Annotated in this window: 22 protein-coding genes; 14 read left to right on the top strand and 8 right to left on the bottom strand. The window is 67.7% G+C overall.

Annotated elements, in window-relative coordinates:
* The first annotated feature begins 127 nt into the window (after nt 1–127).
* The 9 genes from dnaN (at nt 128) to WCE37_RS06760 (ending at nt 10,407) form a co-directional block, all read left to right on the top strand.
* Nucleotides 128–1,228, top strand: a complete 1,101-nt coding sequence (gene dnaN / locus WCE37_RS06800; protein WP_343254573.1) for a DNA polymerase III subunit beta — start codon at nt 128–130, stop codon at nt 1,226–1,228.
* A 70-nt stretch (nt 1,229–1,298) separates the two neighbouring features.
* On the top strand, nt 1,299–2,372 hold the full coding sequence (gene recF, locus WCE37_RS06795; protein ID WP_343278688.1) for a DNA replication/repair protein RecF: 1,074 nt from the start codon (nt 1,299–1,301) through the stop codon (nt 2,370–2,372).
* Nucleotides 2,373–3,178: 806 nt separating this feature from the next.
* Nucleotides 3,179–5,629, top strand: coding sequence for a DNA topoisomerase (ATP-hydrolyzing) subunit B (gene gyrB / locus WCE37_RS06790; RefSeq protein WP_343278687.1), 2,451 nt, complete (start codon nt 3,179–3,181; stop codon nt 5,627–5,629).
* Nucleotides 5,630–5,697: 68 nt separating this feature from the next.
* A complete protein-coding gene (locus WCE37_RS06785) occupies nt 5,698–6,513 on the top strand; it encodes a M48 family metallopeptidase (RefSeq protein ID WP_343256200.1) in 816 nt (271 codons plus the stop codon).
* Between the two features lie 119 nt (nt 6,514–6,632).
* A complete protein-coding gene (locus tag WCE37_RS06780) occupies nt 6,633–7,856 on the top strand; it encodes a tetratricopeptide repeat protein (RefSeq protein ID WP_343278686.1) in 1,224 nt (407 codons plus the stop codon).
* Nucleotides 7,857–8,006: 150 nt separating this feature from the next.
* The gene (locus WCE37_RS06775; RefSeq protein ID WP_343278685.1) at nt 8,007–8,672 is read left to right on the top strand and encodes an energy transducer TonB; all 666 of its coding nucleotides are present in this window, start codon (nt 8,007–8,009) and stop codon (nt 8,670–8,672) included.
* Between the two features lie 98 nt (nt 8,673–8,770).
* The gene (locus WCE37_RS06770) at nt 8,771–9,517 is read left to right on the top strand and encodes a MotA/TolQ/ExbB proton channel family protein (protein ID WP_343256203.1); all 747 of its coding nucleotides are present in this window, start codon (nt 8,771–8,773) and stop codon (nt 9,515–9,517) included.
* Between the two features lie 32 nt (nt 9,518–9,549).
* A complete protein-coding gene (locus WCE37_RS06765; protein ID WP_343256204.1) occupies nt 9,550–9,978 on the top strand; it encodes a biopolymer transporter ExbD in 429 nt (142 codons plus the stop codon).
* A 15-nt stretch (nt 9,979–9,993) separates the two neighbouring features.
* The gene (locus tag WCE37_RS06760) at nt 9,994–10,407 is read left to right on the top strand and encodes a biopolymer transporter ExbD (protein ID WP_343278684.1); all 414 of its coding nucleotides are present in this window, start codon (nt 9,994–9,996) and stop codon (nt 10,405–10,407) included.
* A 111-nt stretch (nt 10,408–10,518) separates the two neighbouring features.
* On the opposite strand, the gene WCE37_RS06755 is transcribed toward WCE37_RS06760, so the two are convergent.
* The 3 genes from WCE37_RS06755 to cls all read right to left on the bottom strand — a co-directional run bounded on the left by WCE37_RS06755 (nt 10,519) and on the right by cls (nt 13,149).
* The gene (locus WCE37_RS06755; RefSeq protein WP_343278683.1) at nt 10,519–11,280 is read right to left on the bottom strand and encodes a pyridoxine 5'-phosphate synthase; all 762 of its coding nucleotides are present in this window, start codon (nt 11,278–11,280) and stop codon (nt 10,519–10,521) included.
* Nucleotides 11,281–11,321: 41 nt separating this feature from the next.
* Nucleotides 11,322–11,588, bottom strand: coding sequence for a hypothetical protein (locus WCE37_RS06750; RefSeq protein WP_343278682.1), 267 nt, complete (start codon nt 11,586–11,588; stop codon nt 11,322–11,324).
* Nucleotides 11,589–11,700: 112 nt separating this feature from the next.
* Nucleotides 11,701–13,149: a cardiolipin synthase gene (gene cls / locus WCE37_RS06745; RefSeq protein WP_343278681.1), complete on the bottom strand. Its 1,449-nt coding sequence runs from the start codon at nt 13,147–13,149 to the stop codon at nt 11,701–11,703.
* A gap of 52 nt (nt 13,150–13,201) precedes the next feature.
* On the opposite strand from cls, the gene WCE37_RS06740 reads away from it, so the two are divergent.
* The 3 genes from WCE37_RS06740 (at nt 13,202) to WCE37_RS06730 (ending at nt 15,648) form a co-directional block, all read left to right on the top strand.
* Nucleotides 13,202–14,317 (top strand): PA0069 family radical SAM protein, encoded by a 1,116-nt coding sequence (locus WCE37_RS06740; RefSeq protein ID WP_343278680.1) that lies wholly within the window; start codon nt 13,202–13,204, stop codon nt 14,315–14,317.
* A 75-nt stretch (nt 14,318–14,392) separates the two neighbouring features.
* A complete protein-coding gene (locus WCE37_RS06735) occupies nt 14,393–15,211 on the top strand; it encodes an ATP-binding protein (RefSeq protein ID WP_343278679.1) in 819 nt (272 codons plus the stop codon).
* The gene (locus tag WCE37_RS06730; protein WP_343278678.1) at nt 15,211–15,648 is read left to right on the top strand and encodes a response regulator; all 438 of its coding nucleotides are present in this window, start codon (nt 15,211–15,213) and stop codon (nt 15,646–15,648) included. The genes WCE37_RS06735 and WCE37_RS06730 overlap by 1 nt, the downstream gene beginning before the upstream one ends.
* A 32-nt stretch (nt 15,649–15,680) precedes the next feature.
* On the opposite strand, the gene WCE37_RS06725 is transcribed toward WCE37_RS06730, so the two are convergent.
* From WCE37_RS06725 to phhA, 4 genes are all read right to left on the bottom strand, one after another.
* A complete protein-coding gene (locus WCE37_RS06725; RefSeq protein ID WP_343278677.1) occupies nt 15,681–16,391 on the bottom strand; it encodes a 2OG-Fe(II) oxygenase in 711 nt (236 codons plus the stop codon).
* Nucleotides 16,392–16,405: 14 nt separating this feature from the next.
* Entirely contained in the window at nt 16,406–17,419 is a 1,014-nt protein-coding gene (locus WCE37_RS06720; RefSeq protein WP_343256024.1) for a class 1 fructose-bisphosphatase, read from the bottom strand.
* Nucleotides 17,420–17,513: 94 nt separating this feature from the next.
* A complete protein-coding gene (locus WCE37_RS06715) occupies nt 17,514–19,652 on the bottom strand; it encodes a TonB-dependent receptor (RefSeq protein WP_343279163.1) in 2,139 nt (712 codons plus the stop codon).
* Between the two features lie 114 nt (nt 19,653–19,766).
* Nucleotides 19,767–20,669, bottom strand: a complete 903-nt coding sequence (phhA, locus tag WCE37_RS06710; RefSeq protein WP_343256023.1) for a phenylalanine 4-monooxygenase — start codon at nt 20,667–20,669, stop codon at nt 19,767–19,769.
* A 174-nt stretch (nt 20,670–20,843) separates the two neighbouring features.
* Between phhA and WCE37_RS06705 the strand changes: the two genes are divergently transcribed.
* The gene (locus tag WCE37_RS06705) at nt 20,844–21,323 is read left to right on the top strand and encodes an Lrp/AsnC family transcriptional regulator (RefSeq protein ID WP_343278676.1); all 480 of its coding nucleotides are present in this window, start codon (nt 20,844–20,846) and stop codon (nt 21,321–21,323) included.
* Between the two features lie 4 nt (nt 21,324–21,327).
* Here the strand turns inward: WCE37_RS06705 and WCE37_RS06700 are convergent, their stop codons facing one another.
* Nucleotides 21,328–22,275 carry an integron integrase gene (locus WCE37_RS06700; RefSeq protein WP_343279162.1) on the bottom strand — a complete coding sequence of 316 codons (948 nt, stop codon included), beginning with the start codon at nt 22,273–22,275 and terminating at the stop codon, nt 21,328–21,330.
* A gap of 1,208 nt (nt 22,276–23,483) precedes the next feature.
* On the opposite strand from WCE37_RS06700, the gene WCE37_RS06695 reads away from it, so the two are divergent.
* Nucleotides 23,484–23,855: a hypothetical protein gene (locus WCE37_RS06695; RefSeq protein ID WP_343278675.1), complete on the top strand. Its 372-nt coding sequence runs from the start codon at nt 23,484–23,486 to the stop codon at nt 23,853–23,855.
* Nucleotides 23,856–24,460: the final 605 nt, after the last annotated feature.

Here is a 24,460-nt window from a genome sequence, read left to right as displayed (position 1 = left end):
TTGTAGCGCAATAAACTCGTTATAAATCAGTTGCTTGGGTTGGTTGTCAACCGTTTTTTCCGACACCACCTCCACCGCTTTTAAAGATTTATCCATTCAAGAGCCAAGGCAAGGGGACATCACCGGCATGCGTTTCAGTCTGCAGCGAGAAGCCTTCCTGAAGCCGTTGGCACAGGTGGTCAACGTGGTTGAACGCCGGCAGACCCTGCCGGTCCTGGCAAACCTGCTGGCGCTGGTGCAGGACGGCCAGCTGTCGCTGACGGGTACCGACCTGGAGGTGGAGATGATTGCGCGCTGCGCGGTCGACGACTCCCAGGACGGCGAGGTCACGATTCCGGCGCGCAAACTGTTCGACATCGTCCGCGCCCTGCCCGACGGCAGCAAAGTCACCGTCAGCCAGACTGGCGACAAGATCACGGTGCAGGCGGGACGCAGCCGCTTCACCCTGGCCAGCCTGCCGGCGAACGATTTCCCATCGATCGACGAGGTCGAGGCGACCGAACGCGTCGAGGTGCCGGAAGCCGCGCTCAAGGAGCTGATCGAGCGCACCGCGTTCGCCATGGCCCAGCAGGACGTGCGCTACTACCTCAACGGCCTGCTGTTCGACCTCGGCGACACCCACCTTCGCTGCGTGGCCACAGACGGCCACCGCCTCGCCCTGTGCGAGACCGCGCTTGACGGCAGTGCCCGGGCCAAGCGCCAGATCATTGTGCCGCGCAAGGGCGTGACCGAGCTGCAGCGCCTGCTGGAGGGCGGCGACCGCGTGCTCGAGCTTGAAATGGGCCGCAACCACATCCGCGTGAAGCGTGACGATGTCACCTTCACCAGCAAGCTGATCGACGGCCGTTTCCCGGATTACGAAGCCGTGATTCCGATCGGCGCCGATCGAGAGGTCAGGGTCGACCGCGAGGTGCTGCGAGCAGCCCTGCAGCGCGCCGCCATCCTGTCGAACGAGAAGTACCGCGGCGTGCGCATCGAGGTTTCACCGGGCCAGCTCAAGATCAATGCCCACAACCCCGAGCAGGAAGAAGCGCAGGAAGAAATCGAGGCAGACACCTCGGTTGACGGCCTGGCGGTCGGTTTCAACGTGAACTACCTGCTTGATGCGCTGAGTGCCCTGCGCGACGACACGGTGATCCTGGCGCTGCGTGATGCCAACTCGTCCGCCCTGGTGCGCGAAGCCGCCAACGCGCGTTCACGCCACGTCGTGATGCCGCTGAGGCTGTGAACATCAAGTTCCACGTGGAACACGAACGCCCGGCATCGCCCGGGCGTTCTGCTTTTCAGGGGTGCCCGCCGTGCACGTGACCCGACTCGACCTGCGCAACCTGCGCAACCTGGCCGATGTCAGCCTGCGACCCGGCCCCGGCCTGAACCTGTTCCTCGGGCCCAATGGCGCCGGCAAGACCAGCGTGCTCGAAGGGCTGCACCTGCTTGCCTACGGCCGCAGCTTTCGCGGTCGCGTCCGGGACGGGCTGATCCGCACCGGTCAGGACGCGGTGGAAGCGTTCGCGGAGTGGCGCATCGAAGGGGACGAGGGCCAGCATCGTGCGGGGCTGCGCCATTCCGGCGGTGGCTGGGAAGCTCGCCTCGACGGTGAATCCGTCGACCATCTGGGTCAACTCTGCGCCGCGCTCATGGTGGTGACCTTCGAACCCGGAAGCCACGCGCTGGTGTCCGGCGGCGGCGAGCCGCGACGACGCTTCGTTGATCGCGGCCTGTTCCACGTGGAACAAGGCTTCCTGCCGGTGTGGCGCCGCTACTCCCGCGCGTTGAAGCAGCGCAATGCGCTCCTCAAGTCCCGGGCGGGAACTGCACAGATCTCCGCCTGGGACCAGGAGCTGTCCGCTTCCGGCGAGGAGCTGACCCGCCGCCGCGTGCTCTACCTCGAACGTCTTCAGGAGCGGCTGGCTCCGGTGGCTACCGCGCTGGCGCCGAGCCTGGGCCTGATGTCGCTTGAATTCGAGCCGGGTTGGCGTCGTTCCAGCCTGTCACTGGCTGACGCACTGGCTGTGGCGCGCGAGAGGGACCAGATGCTGGGCCACACCAGCGTCGGCCCCCACAGGGCCGACTGGAAGCTTCGACTTGCGGACAAGAGCGAAGGGGAGGCCCTGTCCCGGGGCCAGGCGAAGCTGGCCGCCCTGTCATGCCTGTTCGCCCAGGCGGCCGACTGCGCCGCCGAGCGCGCCGACTGGCCGCTGATTGCGCTGGATGACTTGGCGTCCGAACTGGACGCAGAGCACCGTGCGCGGGTCATGGATTTCCTGCACGGGACACCGGCGCAGGTGTTCGTGACCGGAACGGATCGGTTGGAAGCGAGTGGTGAGATGGCGGTGTTCCACGTGGAACAGGGGTGCGTTGAACCGGCTTGATAGTCGATGTGTTTCACGTGAAACATTGTTTCCAGCGTGATCGGGCCCGTTGTGGTTGGACCAGATGTTCTTCCGGTCTGCATTGGGCTTTCGCGTGATTGCTCCGGGAGGGTGCGCGCTGCCCGCCGTGGAGGCGGGCCCGGACCTCTTGCGTGGTGCTGGACGAGGGCAACGTCGACGCAGATGTCGCAACCGGGCGGATCGTCACCGGATCAACGGCACAGCCACGACAGGGCGACCCCTACGATCGCGAGCGCGCCCGCTCTTGATCTTCGACCCGAAGCAGGAAAACGCCACGGCCCGTCCCGCGCACAGGGGGTGTGCGGAGAGCCGGCCATGGATGGCCGGCGCCCGGCCGCTGGGAGCAGGACGCGGAGACGGCCGGCGCAGCACACCCCCTGTGCGCGGGGCGGGCAGCGCGGACTACAACGGAGAAATGCACGGGACGAGCGGCGCGGACTACACCGGAAAAATGCACAGGACGTGCGGCGCGGACCCCAGTGGAGACGCTCCCGTCCCAGCTGTCACGTCGGCAACCGCAGCCTCTAAAAAAGAGCCAGCCCCGCTGCCGCGCCAGCCATATGCCTCCCCTCGGTCGGGATAAACCAGACAAGGGATCCGTGACGGTGGCCATTGGAGGGTTCCCGTGGTCGCGATCGCGGCTCCCGCGGCTCCCGCACAGGAGCCCTTGCCATGCGCCGCAAACTGGTATAATGGCGGTCTCAGGCCCCTATAAGTAATGTGTCTTGCGCCGGCGTTGCCGCGCTGGCCGTTGCCGGGCGATCCCAACGGCCAGAAGCACTTAGATGACTGACGACACCGGCAGCACCCCCGAAACCGCCAACTCCGGCTACGACTCCAGCAAGATCACCGTTTTGCGCGGCCTTGAGGCCGTCCGCAAGCGCCCGGGCATGTACATCGGCGACGTGCACGACGGCACCGGCCTGCACCACATGGTGTTCGAGGTGGTCGACAACTCGGTCGACGAAGCGCTCGCCGGCCATGCCGACGACATCAACGTGGTCATCCACGAGGACGGCTCGGTTTCGGTGTCCGACAACGGCCGCGGCATCCCGGTCGACATCCACAAGGAAGAACACGTGTCCGCGGCCGAGGTCATCCTGACCGTGCTCCACGCCGGCGGCAAGTTCGACGACAACAGCTACAAGGTGTCCGGTGGCCTGCACGGCGTCGGCGTTTCAGTGGTCAACGCGCTCAGCGAGCACCTGTGGCTCGATATCTGGCGCGATGGCGAGCACCATCGCCAGGAATACGCCCTGGGCGAGCCCTTGTACCCGCTCAAGGTCCTGGAGCCGTCAGGCGGACGCCGCGGCACCACGCTGCGCTTCAAGCCCGCCACCGCGATCTTCAGCGACATCGAATTCCACTACGAGATCCTGGCGCGCCGCCTGCGCGAGCTCTCGTTCCTGAACTCGGGCGTCAGGATCACCCTCAGCGACGAGCGCGGCGAGCCGCGCCGCGACGTGTTCGAGTACGAGGGCGGCATCGCATCCTTCGTCGAGCACCTGGCCCAGCTCAAGACCCCGCTGCACCCCAAGGTGATCTCGGTCATCGGCGAAGAGAACGGCATCACCGTCGAGGCGGCGCTGCAATGGACGGACTCCTACCAGGAGACCATGTTCTGCTTCACCAACAACATCCCGCAGAAGGATGGCGGTACCCACCTCATCGGCTTCCGCGCGGCGCTCACGCGCACGCTGACCAATTACATCGAGCAGAGCGGGGTCGCCCGGCAGGCCAAGGTGCAGCTGTCCGGCGATGACATGCGCGAAGGCATGATCGCGGTGCTGTCGGTGAAGGTGCCCGATCCCAGCTTTTCCTCGCAGACCAAGGAAAAGCTGGTCAGCTCGGAAGTGCGCCCGGTGGTCGAGCACACCTTCGGTGCCAAGCTCGACGCCTTCCTGCAGGAAAACCCGAACGAGGCCAAGGCCATCGCCGGCAAGATCGTCGATGCCGCCCGCGCCCGCGAGGCCGCGCGCAAGGCGCGCGACCTGACCCGGCGCAAGGGCGCGCTGGACATCGCCGGCCTGCCGGGCAAGCTCGCCGACTGCCAGGAGAAGGATCCGGCGCTCAGCGAACTGTTCATCGTCGAGGGTGACTCGGCCGGCGGCTCCGCCAAGCAGGGCCGCAACCGCAAGAACCAGGCGGTGCTGCCGCTCAGGGGCAAGATCCTCAACGTCGAGCGCGCGCGCTTCGACCGCATGCTGGCCTCGGACCAGGTCGGCACCCTGATCACCGCCCTCGGAACCGGGATCGGCAAGGACGAATACAACCCCGACAAGCTGCGCTACCACCGCATCATCATCATGACCGACGCCGACGTCGACGGCGCCCACATCCGCACCCTGCTGCTGACCTTCTTCTACCGGCAGATGCCGGAGCTGATCGAGCGCGGCCACATCTATATCGGCCTGCCGCCGCTGTACAAGATCAAGCAGGGCAAGACCGAGATCTACCTGAAGGACGACGCCTCGCTCGATGCCTACCTCGCCGGCAACGCCGTCGAGAACGCCCTCCTGGTGCCCGCCGAGGGCGAGCCGGGGATCAGCGGCGCGGCGCTCGAGAAGCTGCTTCTGGTCTACGCCGCGGCGCGCGAAACCATCACCCGCAACGCCTACCGCTACGATCCCGTCGTGCTCGGGGCGCTGATCGACTTCACGCCGCTGGACGCCGACATCCTGGCCGGCAACGTCGACGAACGCCACGAACTGGACCTGCTGGAGAACCGGCTCAACGAATCGGGCCTCGGCAAGCCGCGCTACCTGCTCGAATTCCAGCCGGCCACCGAAACCGCCGGCCCGGCACTGGTGGTCAAGCGCCGCCACATGGGCGTGGACGCGGTGCAGGTGCTGCCGTTCTCCGCCTTCGAGGGCGGAGAGCTGCGGGCGCTGCGCGATGCCGCGGCGCTGCTGCACGGCCTGGTGCGCGAGGGTGCCAGGATCACCCGCGGCAACCGCGTGCAGCCGGTCGCGAACTTCGCCCAGGCGCAGGCCTGGCTGCTCGAAGAGGCCAAGAGGGGCCGCCAGATCCAGCGCTTCAAGGGCCTGGGCGAGATGAACCCCGAGCAGCTCTGGGACACCACGGTCAATCCCGAGACCCGGCGCCTGCTGCAGGTGACGATCGAAGACGCCGTCGGCGCCGACCAGATCTTCAGCACGCTGATGGGCGACGTGGTCGAGCCGCGTCGCGCCTTCATCGAAGACAACGCGCTGCGGGTGTCCAACCTCGACGTATGATCCGGCCGGTTGACGCCGTCTTCAGGTGGCGACGCCTACAACCCGTACAGCCCAACCAGGATGTCGCCATGAAGACACTGCCGCTTGCATTCGCCGTTGCCGCCACCGTCGCCATGGCCGCCTGCGCCACCACCACGTCGCCCACCGGACGCACCCAGTACGTGGGCGCGGTGTCGCAGGAGCAGCTCAACCAGCTCGGCGCCCAGGCCTTCACCGAGCAGAAGGCGCAGATGAAGCAGACCGCCAATGCCACGCAGAAGCGCTACGTGGACTGCGTGGTCCGGGCGGTGGTCGCCCAGCTCCCGGCGTCGCAGCGCCAGATCGCCTGGGAATCGGCGGTTTTCGTCGATGACAACCCCAACGCCTTCGCGCTGCCCGGCGGCAAGGTCGGCGTGTACACCGGCATCTTCAGCGTCGCGAAGAACCAGGACCAGCTGGCGGCGGTGATCGCGCACGAGGTCGGACACGTGATCGCCAACCACCATGACGAACGCATCACCCGCCAGATGGGCGCCCAGGGCGCGCTGGGCGTGGTCGGCGCGCTGGTGGGCTCGCGCTACGGCGAGGGCGCCACCCAGACCACCAACCAGCTTGGCGGCGCCGCGCTGCAGACGGCGTTCCTGCTTCCCGGTTCGCGCGTGCAGGAAAGCGAGGCGGATGTCGTTGGCCAGCAGCTGATGGCCGAGGCGGGGTTCGACCCGCGCCAGGCGGTCAATCTCTGGCAGAACATGATCGCCGCCAGCGGCGGCAACCGGCCCGCGCAGTGGCTGTCCACGCATCCGGACCCGAGCGCCCGCATCGGTGAGCTGCAGTCGCGAGCCACCAGCCTGGTACCGGCATGGGAGCAGGCCCGCGCCGCCGGTCGACGTCCAGCCTGCGGCTGAACCAGTCCGCCATCGTCCATTGGTGCGCTCGCGTCGAAGCTACCTCTTCTGGTAGTTTTGGCTCCCCCCCGGCACGAGCGACGCCGATCGTCTCGTGCCCTGCACACCCGAGGCCTGCCATGTCCGCAATGTCGACCCACCGTTCCCTGCTGGTTTCCGCGATCGTCGCTGTGCTCGCCCTTGGCGTAGCCACCGATGCCGTTGCGCAGACCCCCAGCGAGCGCGCCGCCGAGCGCCGCGCCGCCCGCCAGGCTGGCGCCGACGCCGGCAACCAAGACGCGCAGACGCAACAGGCCGCCGCGGAGGAGTATCCGGCCGCCACCCGCAAGCAGCCGGGGCTGAGCGCGAGCGCGCGCACCGGGCCGCAGCTCAACAAGGTCTCCGAGGCGCAGCAGGCCGGTGACCTTGCCGCCGCCGAAGCCGCCGCCGCCGGGATCCTCGACAATGACAAGGCCAACGCCTACGAGCGCGCGATCACCCTGCGCCTGCTGGCCGACCTGCTGATCGGTGAAGACAACGAGCGTGCCAAGAACTACCTGCGTGAAGCCATCGAGCTTGACGGCCTTGGCAACAACGAACACTTCAACACCATGCTGACGCTTGCCCAGATCCAGATCCAGGAAGACGACTACGCCGGCTCGCTCGCCACGCTCGACCGCCTGATTGCCGAGACCGGCACCGACAAGGCCGATGTGCTGGTCCTGCGGGGCAACGCGCTGTACCGCCTGGAGCGCTACGACGACGCCATCGCCGCACTCGAGCCGCTGGTCAAGGGCAATCCGGAGGCCCGCAGCGACTGGACACAGCTGCTGATGGCGTCCTATGCCGAAAGCGGCCGGGCCAGCGACGCCATGGCGCTTGCCGAGCAGGTCGCGTCGCAGACCCCGGGCGACAAGCGCGCCCAGCTCAACCTCGCCAGCGTCTACCTGCAGGGCGACGACCATCCCAAGGCGATCGCCGTCTACGAGGGCCTGCGTTCGGCCGGCCAGCTCACCGAGGAGGCGGAGTACCGCAATCTTTCGGCGCTGTACCTCAACAGTGAAGGTGGCGAGCCCAAGGCCATCAGCGTGATCAACGAAGGCCTGGAAAAGGGCGTCCTCAAGCCCGACCACAAGACCTACGCGCAACTCGCGCAGGCGTACTACTTCAGCGACCAACAGGGCGAGGCGATCAAGGCCTACCAGAAGGCCGCGCCGCTGGACGATACCGGCGCAACCTACCTCAACCTTGCCAAGGTGCTGGCCGCCGAAGGGCGCAGTGCCGAATCCAAGGATGCCGCGCAGAAGGCTATCGACAAGGGCCTGGATGACCCTGCAGAAGCACGCAAGCTGCTGGCGCGCTGACACAGTGCTCCGTGAAAAGAAGGTCGACGCTGCGGTAGAACCGCGCGGCATGATTGGTATAAGCTTGGAAATTCCCGCGCAGAAGCCGAGTGCGGATCCAGACATCATTTTTCGGGGCGCTCCCGGCCCGGCCAGAATCGAGTTTTCCGCATGACGCAGCACGCAACGACCCCCGACCGGAACAACGACCAGGACGAGGGCCTGAACTGGGCGCGTATCGCCGGCTTCACCATGGTGGTGGCGTTCCACGCCGCCGCGGTCCTGCTCCTGCTGGCGCCGGTGAATCCGCCGGGCGCCCCGCCGGAAGAAGAAGCGGTCACCCGCGTGGTGCTCATCGAGCCGCCGCCGCCGCCCCCGCCGCCGCCGCCGCCGCCGCCCAAGCCGCCGGAGCCGCAGCCGATCCGCGAGCTGGTGCCGCCGCAGCCGACCCCGCAGCCGCCGCCGCCCCAGGAGCCGCCGGTCGTGTTCGACGAGCCCTCGCCGATGGATACCCCGGCGCCGCCGCCCGCGCCGCCTGCGCCGCCCGCACCGGTGGCGAACATCGGCGCCAGCGTCGATCCGTCATCGCGCAGCATGAACCCGCCGAAGTATCCGCCGGCCGCGCAGCGTGCAGGCATCACCGGCGAGGTCATCCTGATCGTTGAGGTCGACGCCAGCGGCAACGTCATCGACGTGTCGGTGGAGAAATCCAGCCGCAACCGCGATCTCGACCGCTCGGCCGTCGCCGCCGCCCGTGGCTGGCGCTTCAACCCCGAGATGCGCAACGGCGTCCCGGTCGCAGGCCGCGTCCGCGTCCCGGTGGCCTTCGTCCTCTGACACGCGGGTGCGCCGCGGCGCACCACCGCATCACATGTATTACCCGCTGTACCCGCTCCACCCTTTTCCAACACCACAACATCTAGAAGGTAAGCGTCATGCTGCAGGAAACCACTAACGTCCCCGCCGCCGGAGGCAGCAACGCTGCAGCGCTCCAGCAGATGGGTTTCGCGGACATGGTCCAACACATGGATGCGGTCGGCTGGGTGGTGCTCATCACCCTGCTGGTCATGTCGGCCATGTCGATCTACTGGATCATCTTCAATTTCATCAAGCACATGCGCCTGCGCGGCAGCGCCGACCGCGTGATCACCACGTTCTGGGAAACCCAGAACGCGCAGGACGCGATCCGCGCCATGGAAGAAGAGTCCAGGAGCGAGCCCTTCTCGAAGGTTGCCCTTGACGCCGCCCAGGCCGCCGCGCACCACCAGCGCCACGAAGGTTCGCGCCTGGTCGAGTCGCTCAACCGCTCCGAGTTCGTCGACCGCGCGCTGCGCCAGGGCGTGACCCGCGAGTCGCTGAAGCTCGAAGCCGGCCTGACCGTGCTCGCCACCGTCGGTTCGACCGCGCCGTTCGTCGGCCTGCTCGGCACCGTGTGGGGCATCTACCGTGCGCTGATCCGCATCGGTGCCAGCGGCCAGGCCGATATCGGCGCGGTTGCCGGTCCGGTTGGCGAGGCGCTGATCATGACCGCGCTCGGCCTCGGCGTCGCGATCCCGGCGGTGCTTGGCTACAACTTCTTCGTGCGCCTGAACCGCGGCCTGAACTACAAGCTCGACACCTTCGCCCACGACCTGCACGACTTCTTCGCCACCGGTTCGCGCGTCGGCGAGCAGAAGCGCTGACGGCGCAGTACGGCCAGTAAGGGAGAACCGACATGGCTTACAGTTCAAGCGGTAATGGTGGCCATGACAAGGTCAACGCCACGATCAACATCGTGCCGCTGGTCGACGTGATGCTGGTGCTGCTGATCATCTTCATGGTCACGGCACCGCTGATGGCCCACAAGGTCGCGGTCGAGCTCCCGCAGGCCAACCTGGACGAGCGCGATGACAAGGCACCGGCCGCCCCGCCGATCACCATCGCGGTGACCGACGCCGGCGAGGTCTATCTGAACGACCAGCCGGTCACGTTGCAGCTGCTGGAAAGTTCGCTGGCGGTCGAGGCGCAGAAAACGCCGCAGCCGTCGGTGAACGTCCGGGCCGACAAGACCACGAAGTACGGGATGGTGAAGGAAGTCGTCGATCTTGCGCAGGCCGCCGGCATGCGCAAGGTGGGCTTCGTCGCCACTCGCGAGAACAACTGACCCGGAGTTTGCAACATGGCTTTTTCCTCCAATTCCGGTGACGGCCCGATGGCCGACATCAACATCATTCCGCTCTGCGACGTGATGCTGGTGCTGCTCATCATCTTCATGGTCACGGCTCCGCAGCTGTCGTATCCAATCGATATCGACCTGCCGCAGCGTTCGGTGAATCGTCCGGACAATCCGGTCGAGCCGCCGGAGCCGATCAAGCTCCGGATCGACGGCTCGGGCCAGGTGTTCTGGAACGACAGCCCGGCACCGATCACGGCGCTGCGCAGCATGATGGAGACCGAGGTCCAGCGTGACCCGGCCAACCAGCCGACGCTGCAGATCGATGTCAACGAGGATGCCGACTATGGTGTCCTGGCCAAGGTCCTGGCCGAGGCGAAGAACGCGCAGATGATGAAGATCGGCTTCGTCAAGAACTGATCCCGCACCACCCGTCGGCGGCGTCGCCTGCAGCGCGCCGCGGATAGGACAACACGTTTGCTTTCTTGCGCCGCCCCACAAGGGCGGCGTTTTTTTGGCCTGCGCTGCCGCCTACAGCAGCGCGAGATACCGCCGGACGGTCATGGCCAGGCCCTCGTACAGCGCTTCCCCGATCAGCGCATGGCCGATCGAGACTTCCTCGACGCCGGGCACGGCAGCCAGGAAGTCGACGAGGTTGGACTGGCTGAGGTCGTGGCCGGCATTGACGCCCAGTCCTGCGGCGCGGGCGCGGCGCGCGGTTTCGGCGCAGGCGGCGAGCGCGCCGGTTGCGCTGCCGGCGGCGTGCCCTTCGGCGAAGGGGCCGGTGTAGATCTCGATGCGGTTGGCTCCGGTGGCGGCGGCGGCTTCGATCGCGGCGCCACCGGCACTGGAGTCGGCATGTGCATCGGCGAACAGGCTGACCCGGCAGCCGAGCGCGCGCAGTTCGGCCACGATCGGCGCAAGGCGTGCGCGGTCGCGGACGAAGTCGAAGCCGTGGTCGGAGGTGAGCTGGCCGTCGTCGTCGGGCACCAGGGTGGCCTGGGCGGGACGGGCCTCGCGGCACAGGGCGATGAATCCCGGATAGCCGGGCCGCGGCGCCGCGAACGGGTTGCCTTCGAGATTGAGCTCAAGCCCGCGCCCGGAGGCGAGCCCCGCCAGCGCCATGACATCGTCGGCGCGGGCGTGGCGCGCGTCGGGGCGCGGATGCAGGGTCAGGCCGTGGGCGCCGGCATCAAGGCAGGCACGGGCCGCGCGCAGCATGTCGGGTTCGCCGCCGCCGCGTGAGTTGCGCAGCACGGCGATCTTGTTGAGGTTGACGCTGAGCCGGGTCATGGGGGCAGGATACCCGTCCCCGTGCGCCCGGCGGCAGGGGTTCAGCCGTGCGGGGGTTCGCCGGTCCGGGCCTGCCCGGCGATGCGGCGCGCATCCGCCTGCTCGCGCAGGCGCTTCAGCTCGACCGGATCGAGCATCATGCTGTCGTCGCGCGACTGGTTGCCCACGCGCTGCGCGAGCAGGCCCAGCACCCAGGCCACGGTGGCAGCCAGTGCCACCATCAGGCAAAGCACGGCAAGCACCATCGACGACGCGTTCAGCGCCACGGCGAACGCGGCCACGGCCAGCAGCAGGAACAACCAGGGCATCGCACGCCTCCACGGGAACTGTCCCGAAGTCTAGCCGCTGGCGGCGCGCGCGCGTGCGGCCGCCGGGCGGTGGCAGCGTGCCGCCGGTCGCAGAACCGGGCGCACGGATGCCTTACAGCAGCGGCGACATCAGACGCGCCAGGGCTTCGGGCAGGCGCGCGCGCAGCAGCGGGCGATGGCGGCCGCGCTGCACCCTCGGCGCATGTGCCAGCTCGCCTTCGATCAGCGCGGCGAGGGCCGCGGCGATGCCGGGATCGTCGAAGAGCACCGAGACCTCGAAGTTGAGGCGGAAGCTGCGGTGGTCGAAGTTGGCGCTGCCGATCACGACCAGTTCGTCATCGACCAGCAGCGATTTGCTGTGCAGCATGCGCGGGCCGTACTCGTAGATCTTCACGCCGGCGACCAGCAGCGGGCCGAAGTAGGAGCGTGCGGCCAGCGTCACCAGCTTCGAGTCGCTGTCGCGGGGCACCACCAGGCGCACGTCCAGGCCTGCCAGCGCCGCCGAGGTCAGCGCCATCATCGCGGCCTCGCCGGGCACGAAGTAGGGCGTGGTCAGCCACACGCGGTGCTTCGCGGCCTGGATCGCCGAGACGTGCAGGCGGTGGATCGCCTCCCAAGGCGAATCCGGGCCGGACACCAGCACCTGCGCGCGGACCGGGCCTGGCGCGGCTTCGCGCGGCGTGTCGCGGGCGACGTCGGACAGGAAGGCATGGTCGCCGGTGGCATAGGCCCAGTCCTCGCAGAACACCAGCTGGAGCACGCGTACCACGGCGCCCTCGAGGCGCAGGTGCAGGTCGCGGTAGGCGGAGTCGCCCAGGCGTTCGTCCTGTTCGTCGGTGACGTTCATGCCGCCGGTGTAGGCCACGCATCCGTCGATGACCACGATCTTGCGGTGGGTACGCAGGTTCGCCCACGGCCGCCGCCAGACGTGGCCGAACCGCATCGGGTGGAACCAGGCGAGCTCGCCGCCGGCCTCGATCAGCGGCTTGAAGAACCGTCGCGCGTTGGCCGACCCGATCGCATCCAGCAGCAGCCGCACCCGTACGCCGGCGCGGGCGCGCTCGACCAGGGCGTCGCGCAGCGCGGCGCCGGTGCGGTCGGCCTCGTAGATGTAGTACTCCAGGTGCACGTGCTTCGTGGCCGCGGCGATATCGGCCAGCAGCGCCTGGTACTTGGCGGCACCGTCGACCAGCAGGCGCACGTCGCGCGCGCTCGACTGCGACAGGCCGGTGGTGGCGGTGGCCAGGCGCGCGAGTTCGGCGGCGTCGGCGTGGGCGGCGTCGGCGAAGGCTTCGCCGGCCGGCGCCGACTGGCGGCTGCGTGCGCGCCGCAGCCGCTGGCGCTCGATCCTCTGCGGCCCGAAGACGTGGTAGATGAAGAGGCCCAGGTAGGGCAGCAGAGCCAGGCCCAGCAGCCAGCTGAGGGTGGCCACCGGTTCGCGCTTCTTGAGGATGATGACGCCGCCCAGCAGCACCAGGTACGCGGCCCAGGCGGCGACCAGCCAGGCGCCAAGGTGCGGTATCGAAAGCAGTGCCTGCCAGGCTTCGCGCAACGCGTCCACAGAGCGCTCCCCTGTCGCAGGAGCTGCGACAACTGCTGCGTAGGCTAGCCCGATGCGCGACGATGGCAAAGCGAAGCTTGCGGTCCTGGGTGCCCCGAAGGGCCGCGGCTCGGCGTCGTGGGAGCCGGGCCGGTTCGAGCAGCGCAGCGCCAGCCGGGCGGACGACGGCTGGGGCTCCGGCCACGACTTCTCTGACGCCAGCGGCGAAGCGCTCGAACCCGGCCCGGAGACCGTGGTCACGGCCGAGCGTGCGCGCAGCATCATCAGCCGCAACCAGTCGCCCGATGTCGGCTTCGGCCAGTCGATCAATCCCTACCGGGGGTGCGAGCATGGCTGCGTCTACTGCTTCGCGCGTCCGAGCCACGCCTACCTCGACCTGTCGCCGGGCCTGGATTTCGAAACCCGGCTGTTCGCCAAGAGCAATGCCGCCGAACTGCTGCGCGCGGAGCTGGCGCGCCCGCGCTACCGCTGCGCGGTGATCGCGCTGGGGGTGAACACCGACGCCTACCAGCCCATCGAGCGCAGCCGGCGCATCACCCGCGAGCTGCTGGAAGTGCTGTCCGAGACGCGCCATCCCGTGCACCTGATCACCAAGAACGCGCTGGTGCTGCGCGACCTGGACCTGCTCGCGCCAATGGCCGCCGATGGCCTGGTGCAGGTGGCGGTGTCGGTGACCACGCTCGACAACCGGCTGGCCGCACGCATGGAGCCCCGTGCCTCTGCGCCGCATACCCGGCTGAAGGCGATCGCCGGGCTGCACGAGGCGGGCGTGCCGGTCAGCGTGATGGTGGCGCCGGTGATCCCGGCGATCACCGACAGCGAGCTGGAGGCGATCATGGCCGCCGCGCGCGAGGCTGGTGCGTCCGACGCGTCGTACGTGCTGCTGCGCCTGCCGCATGAACTGAAAGCGATCTGGCGCGAGTGGCTGGCCCTGCACTATCCCGAGCGCGCCGCGCATGTGATGAGCCTGGTTGCGCAGATGCGCGGCGGACGCGATTACGACAGTGCCTTCGGCAGCCGCATGCGCGGCCAGGGGCCGTTTGCGCAGCTGCTGGCGGCGCGTTTCAGCCGTGCCTGGCGACGGCTCGGGTTCGCGCATCTTCCGGCGCTGGACTGCACGCGCTTCGTCGCGCCGCGGCCTGCCTCGCCGCAGGGCCAGCTGTTCTAAAGGGCGTCCAGCCAGGGTAGAGAATTCACGGATCCTATACGCCACCGCGACGGCACGGTGGTGTACGGTTCCGCGATGAAACAGGAACCAACCCATGTGCCGCCGCCCGCCGGTGGCGCGCGGGTCGATACGCACGACCCGTCCGCGGACGTGGGCGATACCACCGCCGCACGACTGAACGAATGCGAAGCGCAGCTGGCCAGCGTCCTGAAGGACCAGGCCCTGGTGTCCTACGGCATTGCCCATGACCTGCGCGCACCGCTGCGCGCGATCGAGGGTTTCGCCGCGATGCTGGCGTCCGGGTCCGGCGAGGCACTGGACGCCACCGGCCGCGACTACCTGGCCAGGATCCGCGCCGCCGCCGCGCGCATGGCCGCGCTGCTGGACGCGCTGCAAGCGCTGTCACGGGCCTCGCACGACCATCTGACTGTCGCCGACGTCGACGCCAGCCTGCTTGCCGACTGGGCGCTGATGGAACTGCGCGATGCCGATCCCGGGCGCCTGGTCGAAGCCAATGTGCAGCCCGGCATGCGCGTGCGCGCAGACGAACGCCAGCTCAAGCTCCTGTTCGACCATCTGCTCCACAACGCCTGGAAATTTTCCGGAGCTCGCGACGCGGTGCGCATCGCCATCACCGCCGAATGCCACGGCGACCGCGTGCGGATCCACGTCCGTGACCAGGGCAGCGGCTTCGACACCAGTCATGCCGGGCGCGTGTTCGAGCCCTTCCAGCGGGTTCACGGCCCCGACGAGGGCGGCGGCCATGGCCTGGGACTAGCGATCGCGCAGCGCATCGCCACGCGGCTCGGCGGCAGTCTCGGGGTCGACTCGGAGCCCGGCAGGGGCAGCGTGTTCCACGTCGAGCTTCCTGCCGCGCAGGAAGCCCGGTCGTGATGAGCACCAGGCCGATCCTGTTGGTCGAGGACAATCCGGACGATGTGGAGCTGACCCGGATCGCGTTCGCCGAAGCGAAAATCGCCAACGCGCTGCACGTCGTCGACAACGGCGTGGACGCCCTGGACTACCTGTTCGCGCGCGGCAAATATGCCAGCCGCGATCCCGGTGACCATCCTTCACTGGTGCTGCTGGACCTCAACATGCCGCGCATGGATGGCCGCGAGGTGCTGCAGGCGATCCGCGCCGAGCCCAGCCTGCGCAGCCTGCCGGTGGTGGTGATGACGACCAGCGCCGAGCCCTTCGACGTCGAGGCCTGCTATTCGCTGGGTGCCAACAGCTATATCCGCAAGCCGGTCGATTTCGGCCAGTTCATGTGGGCGGTGAAGCAAGTGGGCATGTACTGGCTGGTGCTGAACCATCCGAGCGAGGGCTAGTTGTTCGCCAACCGGGAGCCGGGGAAAGCCTCTTACGCTCCGGCAAACAACGCCTCTGCGCGCTGGAAGAGGATCCAGCTGGTGGCGATGAACTTGTCGCCGCCTTCGGGGCGGTTGCCGCGGTGGGTGTGGGTGAAGGCGGTCGGGGCGATCAGGAGGTCGCCGGTACGGGGTTTGACCTTGCGCTGCTGGAACATGAACTCGGTTTCGCCGGCGTCGAAGCCGTCGTTGAGATAGACCGTCCACAGCAGGTGGCGGTGCAGGGTCTCGGCCTGCGGGTCGCGCGGGTAGAGCTCGCAGTGCCAGTAGGGATAGCCGCCTTCGTCGGCGGTATACCACTGCAGGTTGACCGTGCCGGGGCGCAGGCAGGCCATGGCCAACTTGCCGAGTGCACGCTCGTCCATGCGCGTGATGTCGTCGGCCTCGAGCCGGCGCAGGGCACCGTCGGCCGCGGGCTGCTGCAGCATCAGCGGCGCGATCAGGACCTGGGGGTAGCGACGCAGGTAGGCGAGCAGGCCGCCATACACCGCCACGTTCAAGGTCTGTTCGACGTCGGCCCATTCGGCGCGGCCGGCCAGGCCGATGTCGCGGCTCTTCTTCAGCTCCGGGAACACGCCGCTGCCGACGCGGCCGGGCTGCAGCGCATCACTGGCGCGCATGCGTTCGACGATGGCGGCGCAGGTGGCGGCGTCGAGCGCGCCGGGCGTTACTTCGATGAAGTCTGCTGCGGATGCGTGGCTCATCGGAGTGCCTCTGATCAGGAGGCGTCGTGGTCGCGGTGGTAGCGGGTGGCGGCTTCGACCTCCGACCTCGAGCCGAGGAAGACGGGGACGCGCTGGTGCAGCTGGCCGGGCGTGATCGCCATGATGCGATCGCGGCCGTTGGTGGCGGCGCCGCCGGCCTGTTCGACCAGGAAGGACATGGGATTGGCCTCGTACATGAGGCGCAGCTTGCCGGCCCTGGATGGATCCTTTTTGTCCCAGGGATAGATGAAAATGCCGCCGCGGGTGAGGATGCGGTGCACGTCGGCGACCATCGAGGCCACCCAGCGCATGTTGAAGTCCTTGCCGCGCGGGCCCTCCTTGCCGCAGAGCAGGTCGCGCACATAGTCCTGCATCGGCGCTTCCCAGTGGCGCTGGTTGGACATGTTGATCGCGAACTCCTTCGTCTCCTCCGGGATGCGGATGGCCTCGCGGGTGAGTACGAAGACGCCCTGTTCGCGGTCGAGGGTGAAGGCGTGGGTGCCGTGGCCGAAGGTCAGCACCAGGGTCGTCTGCGGCCCGTAGACGCAGTAGCCGGCCGCGACCTGGGCGGTGCCGGGCTGCAGGAAGTCCTCGTCGCAGGCGGCGGTCACGCCCTCCGGACAGCGCAGCACGGAGAAAATGGTGCCGACCGAAACGTTGACGTCGATGTTGCTGGAGCCGTCGAGGGGATCGAACAGCAGCAGGTAGTTGCCGCGCGGGTAGGCGTCGGGGATGGGGTGGCAGTGCTCCATTTCTTCCGACGCGCAGGCCGCGAGATGCCCACCCCAGGCGTTGGCCTCGAGCAGGATGTCGTTGGAGAGGACGTCGAGCTTCTTCTGCGCCTCGCCCTGCACGTTGCCGGTGCCGGCATCGCCGAGCACGCCGCCGAGCGCGCCCTTGCCGACCGCGATCGAGATGCTGGTGCAGGCGCGCGCGACCACGGCGATCAGCTGGCGCAGGTCGGCATTGATGCGTCCGGCGCGCTGCTCCTCGATCAGGTGGCGGGTGAGGGAGACGTGGCTGGACATCGCGGACCTGCGCAGTGGCGGACGGGGCGCCATTGTCGCCCAAGGTGCGGCGGGCTGCAGGGCCCTGCGGAAGCGGCTGCGGGACGCCGTGGTGTCAGCGGCGGTCGAACTGCCACTCGAGGCCGAGGAGCCAGGTGCGGTCGGCGCCGGGTTCGTAGAAGCGGCCGTTGCCCTCGTTCACGATCACCGAGCCGATGTGGTCGCGGTCGAGCAGGTTGTCGATGCGCGCGAACAGGCGAAGCGGACCGCTGGCGGTATTCCAGCTGCGCGAGGCCTCGACGTGCAGCAGGCCGTAGCCCGGTGCGGAGGCAGTGCCGGCATCGTTGACGGCGACGTTGCCGAGGGCTTCACCCTCGAGCGCGGCGCGCCAGGGGCCGCCGTTCCACTGCAGGCGGGCGAAGACCTGGCGCTCGGGGACGCCGGGGATCCGGCGGTTGGAGTCGCCGGTGCCGCCGATGCAGGCATCCGGGGCGGTGGCCGCGCCGCCGCAACCGCGGAACTCCGCGTCCAGCTGCGTCGCCGCCAGCCGCAGGTCCCAGGCCTCGCCCAGCGGCTGCAGCCAGGACAGCTCCACGCCCTGGCGGCGCGCGCCGCCGGCATTGCGGTAGCTGCTGCGGCCGGAGACGTTGCGGGCGACCGCGATCTCGTCATCGGTATCGGCGCGGAACAGCGCGGCCTCGAGCTGGCCGCCGGCAGGCATGCGCCACTTCATGCCGAACTCGTAGTTGTCGCTGACTGCCGGCTGCAGGTCGAAGGCCAGGCCCGCGCCGCCGTCTGCGCGATAGGAAAGTTCGTTGAAGGTGGGCGTCTCGAAGCCGCGGCCGGCCGAGGCATAGACCCGCAGGTGCTCCGAAGGCGCGAAGGTGATGCCCGCCACCGGCGAGGTCTCGCTGAACTCCACGCGGCCGCTGTCGTCGGGATTGCCGGCGGCGACGTAGCGGTCGCGAGAGGTGAACTCGACCTCGCTGTGGCGCGCGCCGAGCAGCAGCGACCAGCGCGGCGCGAACTGCCACCAGGCCTGGGCGTAGACATCGTTGGCGTCGACGCGGTTGCGCTCGTCGCGGCGCAGCGCACCGCGCACGCCGAGCGCGTCGCCAACGAAATTCTCGAAGCCGCGGCGCTGCTGGCGCTGGCGCTCGCCGTTGACGCCAAGGGCGAACTCCAACGGCCGCTCCGCGAGCGAACCGCTCCAGGTCCAGCGTGCGTCGTAGCCGGCGTAACGGTTGTCGAGGTTGATCACACCGCCGGAATGCAGCGGATTGCCCTGCGGCGCCGGCGGGATCGGCAGCACCTGCGTCACCTCGCGGTCGCCGCCCCAGGCCGAGACGCGCAGCGCGTGCGCCTCGCCGAAGCCGTGCTCGTAGACCGCGCCGGCCTGCGACTGGCGCACGCTCTTGCGGGTGTCATAGATGTGCGCGTTGGCGACGGCCTGGCGCGGGTTTTCGCGCACCTGCGCGGCATTGAGGCCAAGCGGATCGCGCGCCTCGGGGATGTCGACGTGGTTGAGCACCAGCGACAGCCGTCGGCGCTTGCCCAGGTCGAAACCGAGCTTGAGGTTGGCGACGTCGCGCCGCGCCGCGGAGTGGTCGCGCCAGCCGTCGGTATCCAGGCGCGACAACGCGAAGTTGTAGCCGACGACGTCGTTGCCGCCAAGCAGCCGCGCGGCGGCCGTCCAGGTGCCGTCGCTGCCCACGGTCGCGCGCAGCGACCAGGGATCGCCGGGCTGGCCGTCGGCGCTGTGGATCGAGACCACGCCGCCGGACGAGTTGCCGTGCAGGGCCGAGTACGGCCCGCGCAGCACTTCGATGCGCTCGGCGCCGGCAAGGCTGAAGTGCGAAAGCTGGCCCTGGCCGTCGGGCATCGAGGCCGGGATGCCGTCGGCGTACAGGCGCAGGCCGCGCACGCCGAAGGTCGCGCGCGAACCGAAGCCGCGGATCGAGAGCTGGGTGTCCTGCGCGAGGTTCTGGCGGTCGCGCGCGAGCAGGCCGGGGATGCCGCGCAGGGCATCGGCGACATCGGCGTTGGCACCGGAGATGTCGCCGGCGAGGTTGATGGTGGCGGTGGAGGCGGGCGTGTCGAAGGCCGGGACCGAGCGCAGGCGGGTGGCTTCGACGACGATCGCGTCGAGGGTGGTGGAGTCGGCTGCGGCGCCGGGGGCCGTGTCCGCTGGGCCCTGGGCGAGGGCGGGCGCGGCGGCGAGGATGAGGGCGATGGCGATGGCGAAGGGCAGCATTGCCGGCGCGGAAGCGGCCGGCCGCAGAGGGGGCGTCAATGTCATGCCGACATTGTCTCCCGCGGCAGCGGGAGATGGCGTGCAAGTGCGGGAATGGAGTGTTCCCGCCAGCCGTCAGACGTCGCCCTCGGTGGACCAGCCTTCGCCGGTGCCGCGCTGGTAGGCGTGGTCGGTGTCGAGCACGGTGCCGGCCGGGATCGAGTCCTGCTCGGCCAGCCGGGCGTAGATCGGAGTGAAGTCGGGCTCGGTGGCCGCCATCAGCTGTTCGAAGCTGTCGATGACGAAGTAGGTTTTCTGGTAGGTGTCGATGCGGTAGCGCGTGCGCATGATGCGCTCGAGGTCGAAGCCGATGCGGTTGGGCGCCGGCGACTCCAGTGAATGCACCGACTCGCCGCTGGACGAGACGATGCCGCTGCCATAGATGCGCAGTTCGCCGGCCTCGCGGATCAGCCCGAACTCCACCGTGTACCAGTACAGCCGCGTCAGGTTCTGCAGCGCGTCGGCGCCGATGGCGTGCGCCTTGACCCCACCGCGCCCGTACGCAGCCATGTAATCGGCGAACACCGGGTTCATCAGCAGCGGCACGTGGCCGAACAGATCGTGGAAGAGGTCGGGCTCTTCGATGTAGTCGATCTGGTCCGGGCGCCGGATCCACCAGGTGACCGGGAATCGGCGGTTGGCGAGGTGCTCGAAGAAGTCGAGTTCAGGCAGCAGGCCCTCGACTCCGATCAGCCGCCAGCCAGTGGCCGGCTCCAGCACGGCGTTGAGATCGGTGTACCTGGGGATCCGGTCCGGCGTCATTCCCATCGCATCCTGCGCGCGCAGGAACTCAGCGCTGGCGCGCCCGACCAGCAGCTTGCGCTGGCGTTCGAACAGGGTTGCCCAGGTGGCATGGTCCTCGGCGGTGTAGCCAGCCCAGTCCTGGTCGACCACGCCGGTGGCGTACACCGGCACCTTGCCCTTGTCGGTGTGGAGGTTCTCGAGGCGACGGGGCTGGGCCGGATTGGGCGTGGACATGGAAGACTCCGAAATGGGCGCGGACGTGACCTGCAGTACCGGCGAAGGCAGCTTTGTGCGTGTCAGGACCGCTATCCATCGACTCTAGCCGCATACGGGCGCAAGATGCTTGCATTCATTGCGCCACAGGCCGCCTGCGACGCAATAATGTTGCATACAACGATGGAGAGCCGGATGGCCCCGACCGACATCCTCGACCGCATCGACATCCAGCTTTTGGGCGAACTGCAGCGACAGGGCCGCCTCAGCAACGCAGACCTTGCCGAACGCGTGCACCTGTCACCGTCCGCCTGCCTGCGGCGCGTGCAGCGGCTCGAGCGCAGCGGCGTGATCGCCGGCTACCGCGCCGAAGTGGACCCCGAGCGTCTGGGCCTGGGTCTGACCGCCTTCGTCCGCATCCGCCTCAACCACCACGACGCCGCCGCCGTGGCCGACTTCGCCCGCGGCGTGAACGAGTGGGACGAAGTCGTCGCCTGCCACGCCCTGACCGGTGACATGGACTACCTGCTGCAGGTGATGGTGACCGACCTCGAGCATTTCTCCCGCTTCCTTCTGGACCGCGTACTCGCCCGCCCGGGCGTGGGCGACGTGAACTCCAGCTTCGTGCTGCGCACCGTCAAGGCGATGCGCGGGCTGCCATTGCCGACCGCGTAAGCGGCTACTCGCGATCGAGCGGGCTGAGTACGCCGCCGGCACCACGCCCGAGCACATGCGTATAGATCTGCGTCGTGGCCACGTCCTTGTGCCCCAGGAGTTCCTGCACCGTGCGGATGTCGTGTCCCGATTCCAGCAGGTGGGTCGCGAACGAATGGCGCAGCGTGTGGCATGTTGCAGGCTTGTCGATGCCGGCCATTGCACGCGCCGACTTCACCGCGCGCTGCAACACGCCCTCGTCGACATGGTGCCGCCGCCGCACACCGCTGCGCGGGTCCACCGACAGCCGCTGCGCCGGGAAGACCCACTGCCAGCCGAACTCGCGCGCGGCCGTCGGATACTTGCGCCCGAGCGCATGCGGCAACCACACCTCCCCGAAACCGTCCTGCAGATCATGTGCGTGCAGGATGCGCACGCGTTCGACCTGCCCCTTGAGCCCGGCTTCGATCGTGCGCGGCAGCGGCACCCGGCGATCCTTGCCGCCCTTGCCATTGCGCACGATGATTTCCCGGCGCCCGAAGTCCATGTCCTTCACGCGCAGCCGCACCGCTTCCATCAAGCGCATGCCAGCACCGTAGAGCAGGGAGGCCATCAGCCCGGCCTGACCATCGACCAGCGCCAGCAGTGCACGGACCTCCGCATGCGTCAGGACCACGGGGAGCTTCTTCGGGCGCTTGGCCCGCGTGACGGACCCGACCCAGGGCAGTTCCAGGCCGAGGACCTCCTTGTAAAGGAAGAGCAGGGCTGACAGCGCCTGGTTCTGGGTACTGGCCGCGACGTCGTCGCGCACCGCGAGCATGGACAGAAAGGCTTCCACCTCCACGAGGCCAAGATCGCGCGGATGGCGCTTTGCGTTCGCCAGGATGAAGCGACGCGCCCAGCCGACATAGGCCCGCTCGGTTCGTATGCTGTAGTGCTTGGCGCGGCAGCGGATGCGCACCTGGTCGAGCAGGCGCGGAGGTTGCGTTGCAACGGTCCCCGCAGCGTCGATCACGGAGCCGATTACCGCCTCACTTTTGCCCCGGTATGCCATACCGCCTCATCCGTGAGGTATTTTCAGGAAGCATTACCGCGTGAGGCAGGCGCGGCAAGCGGACAAGTGGATGATTTCAGGTGGGATTTTCCCGACGGGAACGCGAGCGTGGGACTACAGTGCAATCTGCTACATTCCGCTTTTGGGATCTACTTAGTGTTAGGCCCTCCATGACAGTTCTATCCGCTCTCGCAATGTTCGCAGTCGGCCTCTCCCTGACGGCGGACAGTGCTAGCGCGGGCGCCACGTCACCCTGCGACACGCAGCTGTCGCCCCTTCGCACGGTGGCCCCGAAGCTCCCTTCGCGCCTGCACAACGAGTTTGTTGGGAAAGCTGTTGTGTCCTATGTTGTCGACACTGCGGGCCGGGTGCGTTCTGTCCGCATCCTCTCCTCGGACTGGACACCTAGCGGTCATTCGAACGAACAGCCGGTGGGCTATGCCGAAGCCATCTTGGCAGCCGTAGCACAATGGCAGTTCGCCCCGCAGCCGCAAGCGTGCGTCCACCAGACACCACTCCTCTTCGAGGCGGACAGCAACTTGCAGTCAGACGCTGTCAGGCCTAACCATTCATTCAAGCCGACGCCACTTCGTGGCGCGGCTTAATTCAAGTGTTAGGCCTCAGGGGGGGCTGTGTCGTGAACTGGAGAGTGATAGCTAATTACACGATCCTGCTATTTCTTGCGCGGTTCTTAGTCGGCTTTCTAGACGGCCTGCTTTCCGCGCCGGCGACAGATCCTCAGACGGCCCTATGGCACTACGCCATCGGCAATCTGGCATCTTTCCTTATGGGCGCCGCCATCTTCGCGCTTCTGGTCATTCGCCTAGCTAATCGCCCATGCCAACATGCAGCGTTCGTGCTTCTAGCATATGTTGCGATCTCTCTACCGTTCGATCGAGTAGTGGCCATGTGGCTGCCGACCCACTATCCAAGCGTCTTAGCCGCAATAGACTGGCTTGTTCTTCTCATCTCGTTCTTGTCGGGCACGTTCATTGGGCAAATCTTTCGCCGCAGGTGTCCGGTTGCGGCCTCAAGGACCGAGGCGTCAGCGTCACAGGCTGATGCCTAACAATTCATTCAAGCCGACGCCGCTTCGCGGCGCGGCTTAATTCAGGTGTTAGGCGGCTATGGCAGGACTTCTCTACACCGCAGCAGTTTTCGCCGTAGCACTCGGCGCGGCCCACTCTGTCCTCGGCGAGCGTTACATCCTCACCCGCCTATTTCACCGCAGTGATCTGCCAAAACTATTCGGCAGCTCTGAATTCACGACCCGAACGTTGCGCTTCGCCTGGCACATCACCACCGTTGCGTGGTTCGGCTTTGCTGCGCTGTTGGTGCATGCCGGTCGCGGCGACCTCACAGTGTCCGGCATGCTCCAAATCATCGGACTCACCTTCGTCGCGTCCGGGGTCCTGCCGTTGCTCCTCACCCGAGGCAAGCACTTGTCGTGGCTGGTATTGTTCGTTATCGGCGGCATTGCACTCTGGTGCGCCGCCTAACGATTCATTCAAGCCGATGCCGCTTCGCGGCACGGCTTAATTCTGGTGTTAGGCCTTGTTTCCCGCACTGCCGTAGCAGCAGTTTCGACCGCCTGATGCATCTCGCTCATCCGTCGCCGTGGGCGTTTCGCACACACGGTGTCGGCATCGGCGACCAGTCCGGACGCTCCTCGGCTTCGGACACGTGCAGCTTCGGTACAAGTACGATCGCCCCGGGTCGGCCTCGTGACGCTGGCGGTGAGGATTCTGGGCCGCGCGGGCTGGCATTCTGGCTTCGGGCGCAGCAAGGGCAAGCCCAAGCTGCCGGCCAAGACTTGTTGTACTGTTCCGCTCAGGGGTTGGGTCATCGCAGGTCTGGCACAGGTGCCAGTCAGCGGCGGCCTAACGAGTCGTTCAAGCCGAATCCGCTTCGTTACGCAAAACACATGGCAGGTAGAGCTTGCCATGTGTTTCGCTTCACTACGCTGCTCGGCTTAACTCTGGTGTTAGACGTCACAGGAGAGAACAATGCAGCCGTACAGAACATTCCTTCTCATGATCTTGGCTGCTTCTGTACTGATGTTCTGCCTCATGTACCTCAACACCTACCAGGCCGACCATGTCTG

This window comes from Luteimonas sp. MJ250 (genome assembly GCF_039548455.1).
GTDB lineage: Bacteria > Pseudomonadota > Gammaproteobacteria > Xanthomonadales > Xanthomonadaceae > Luteimonas.
The sequence above is the reverse complement of the archived record's forward strand: the minus strand, read 5'-3'. Positions and strand labels throughout refer to the sequence as shown.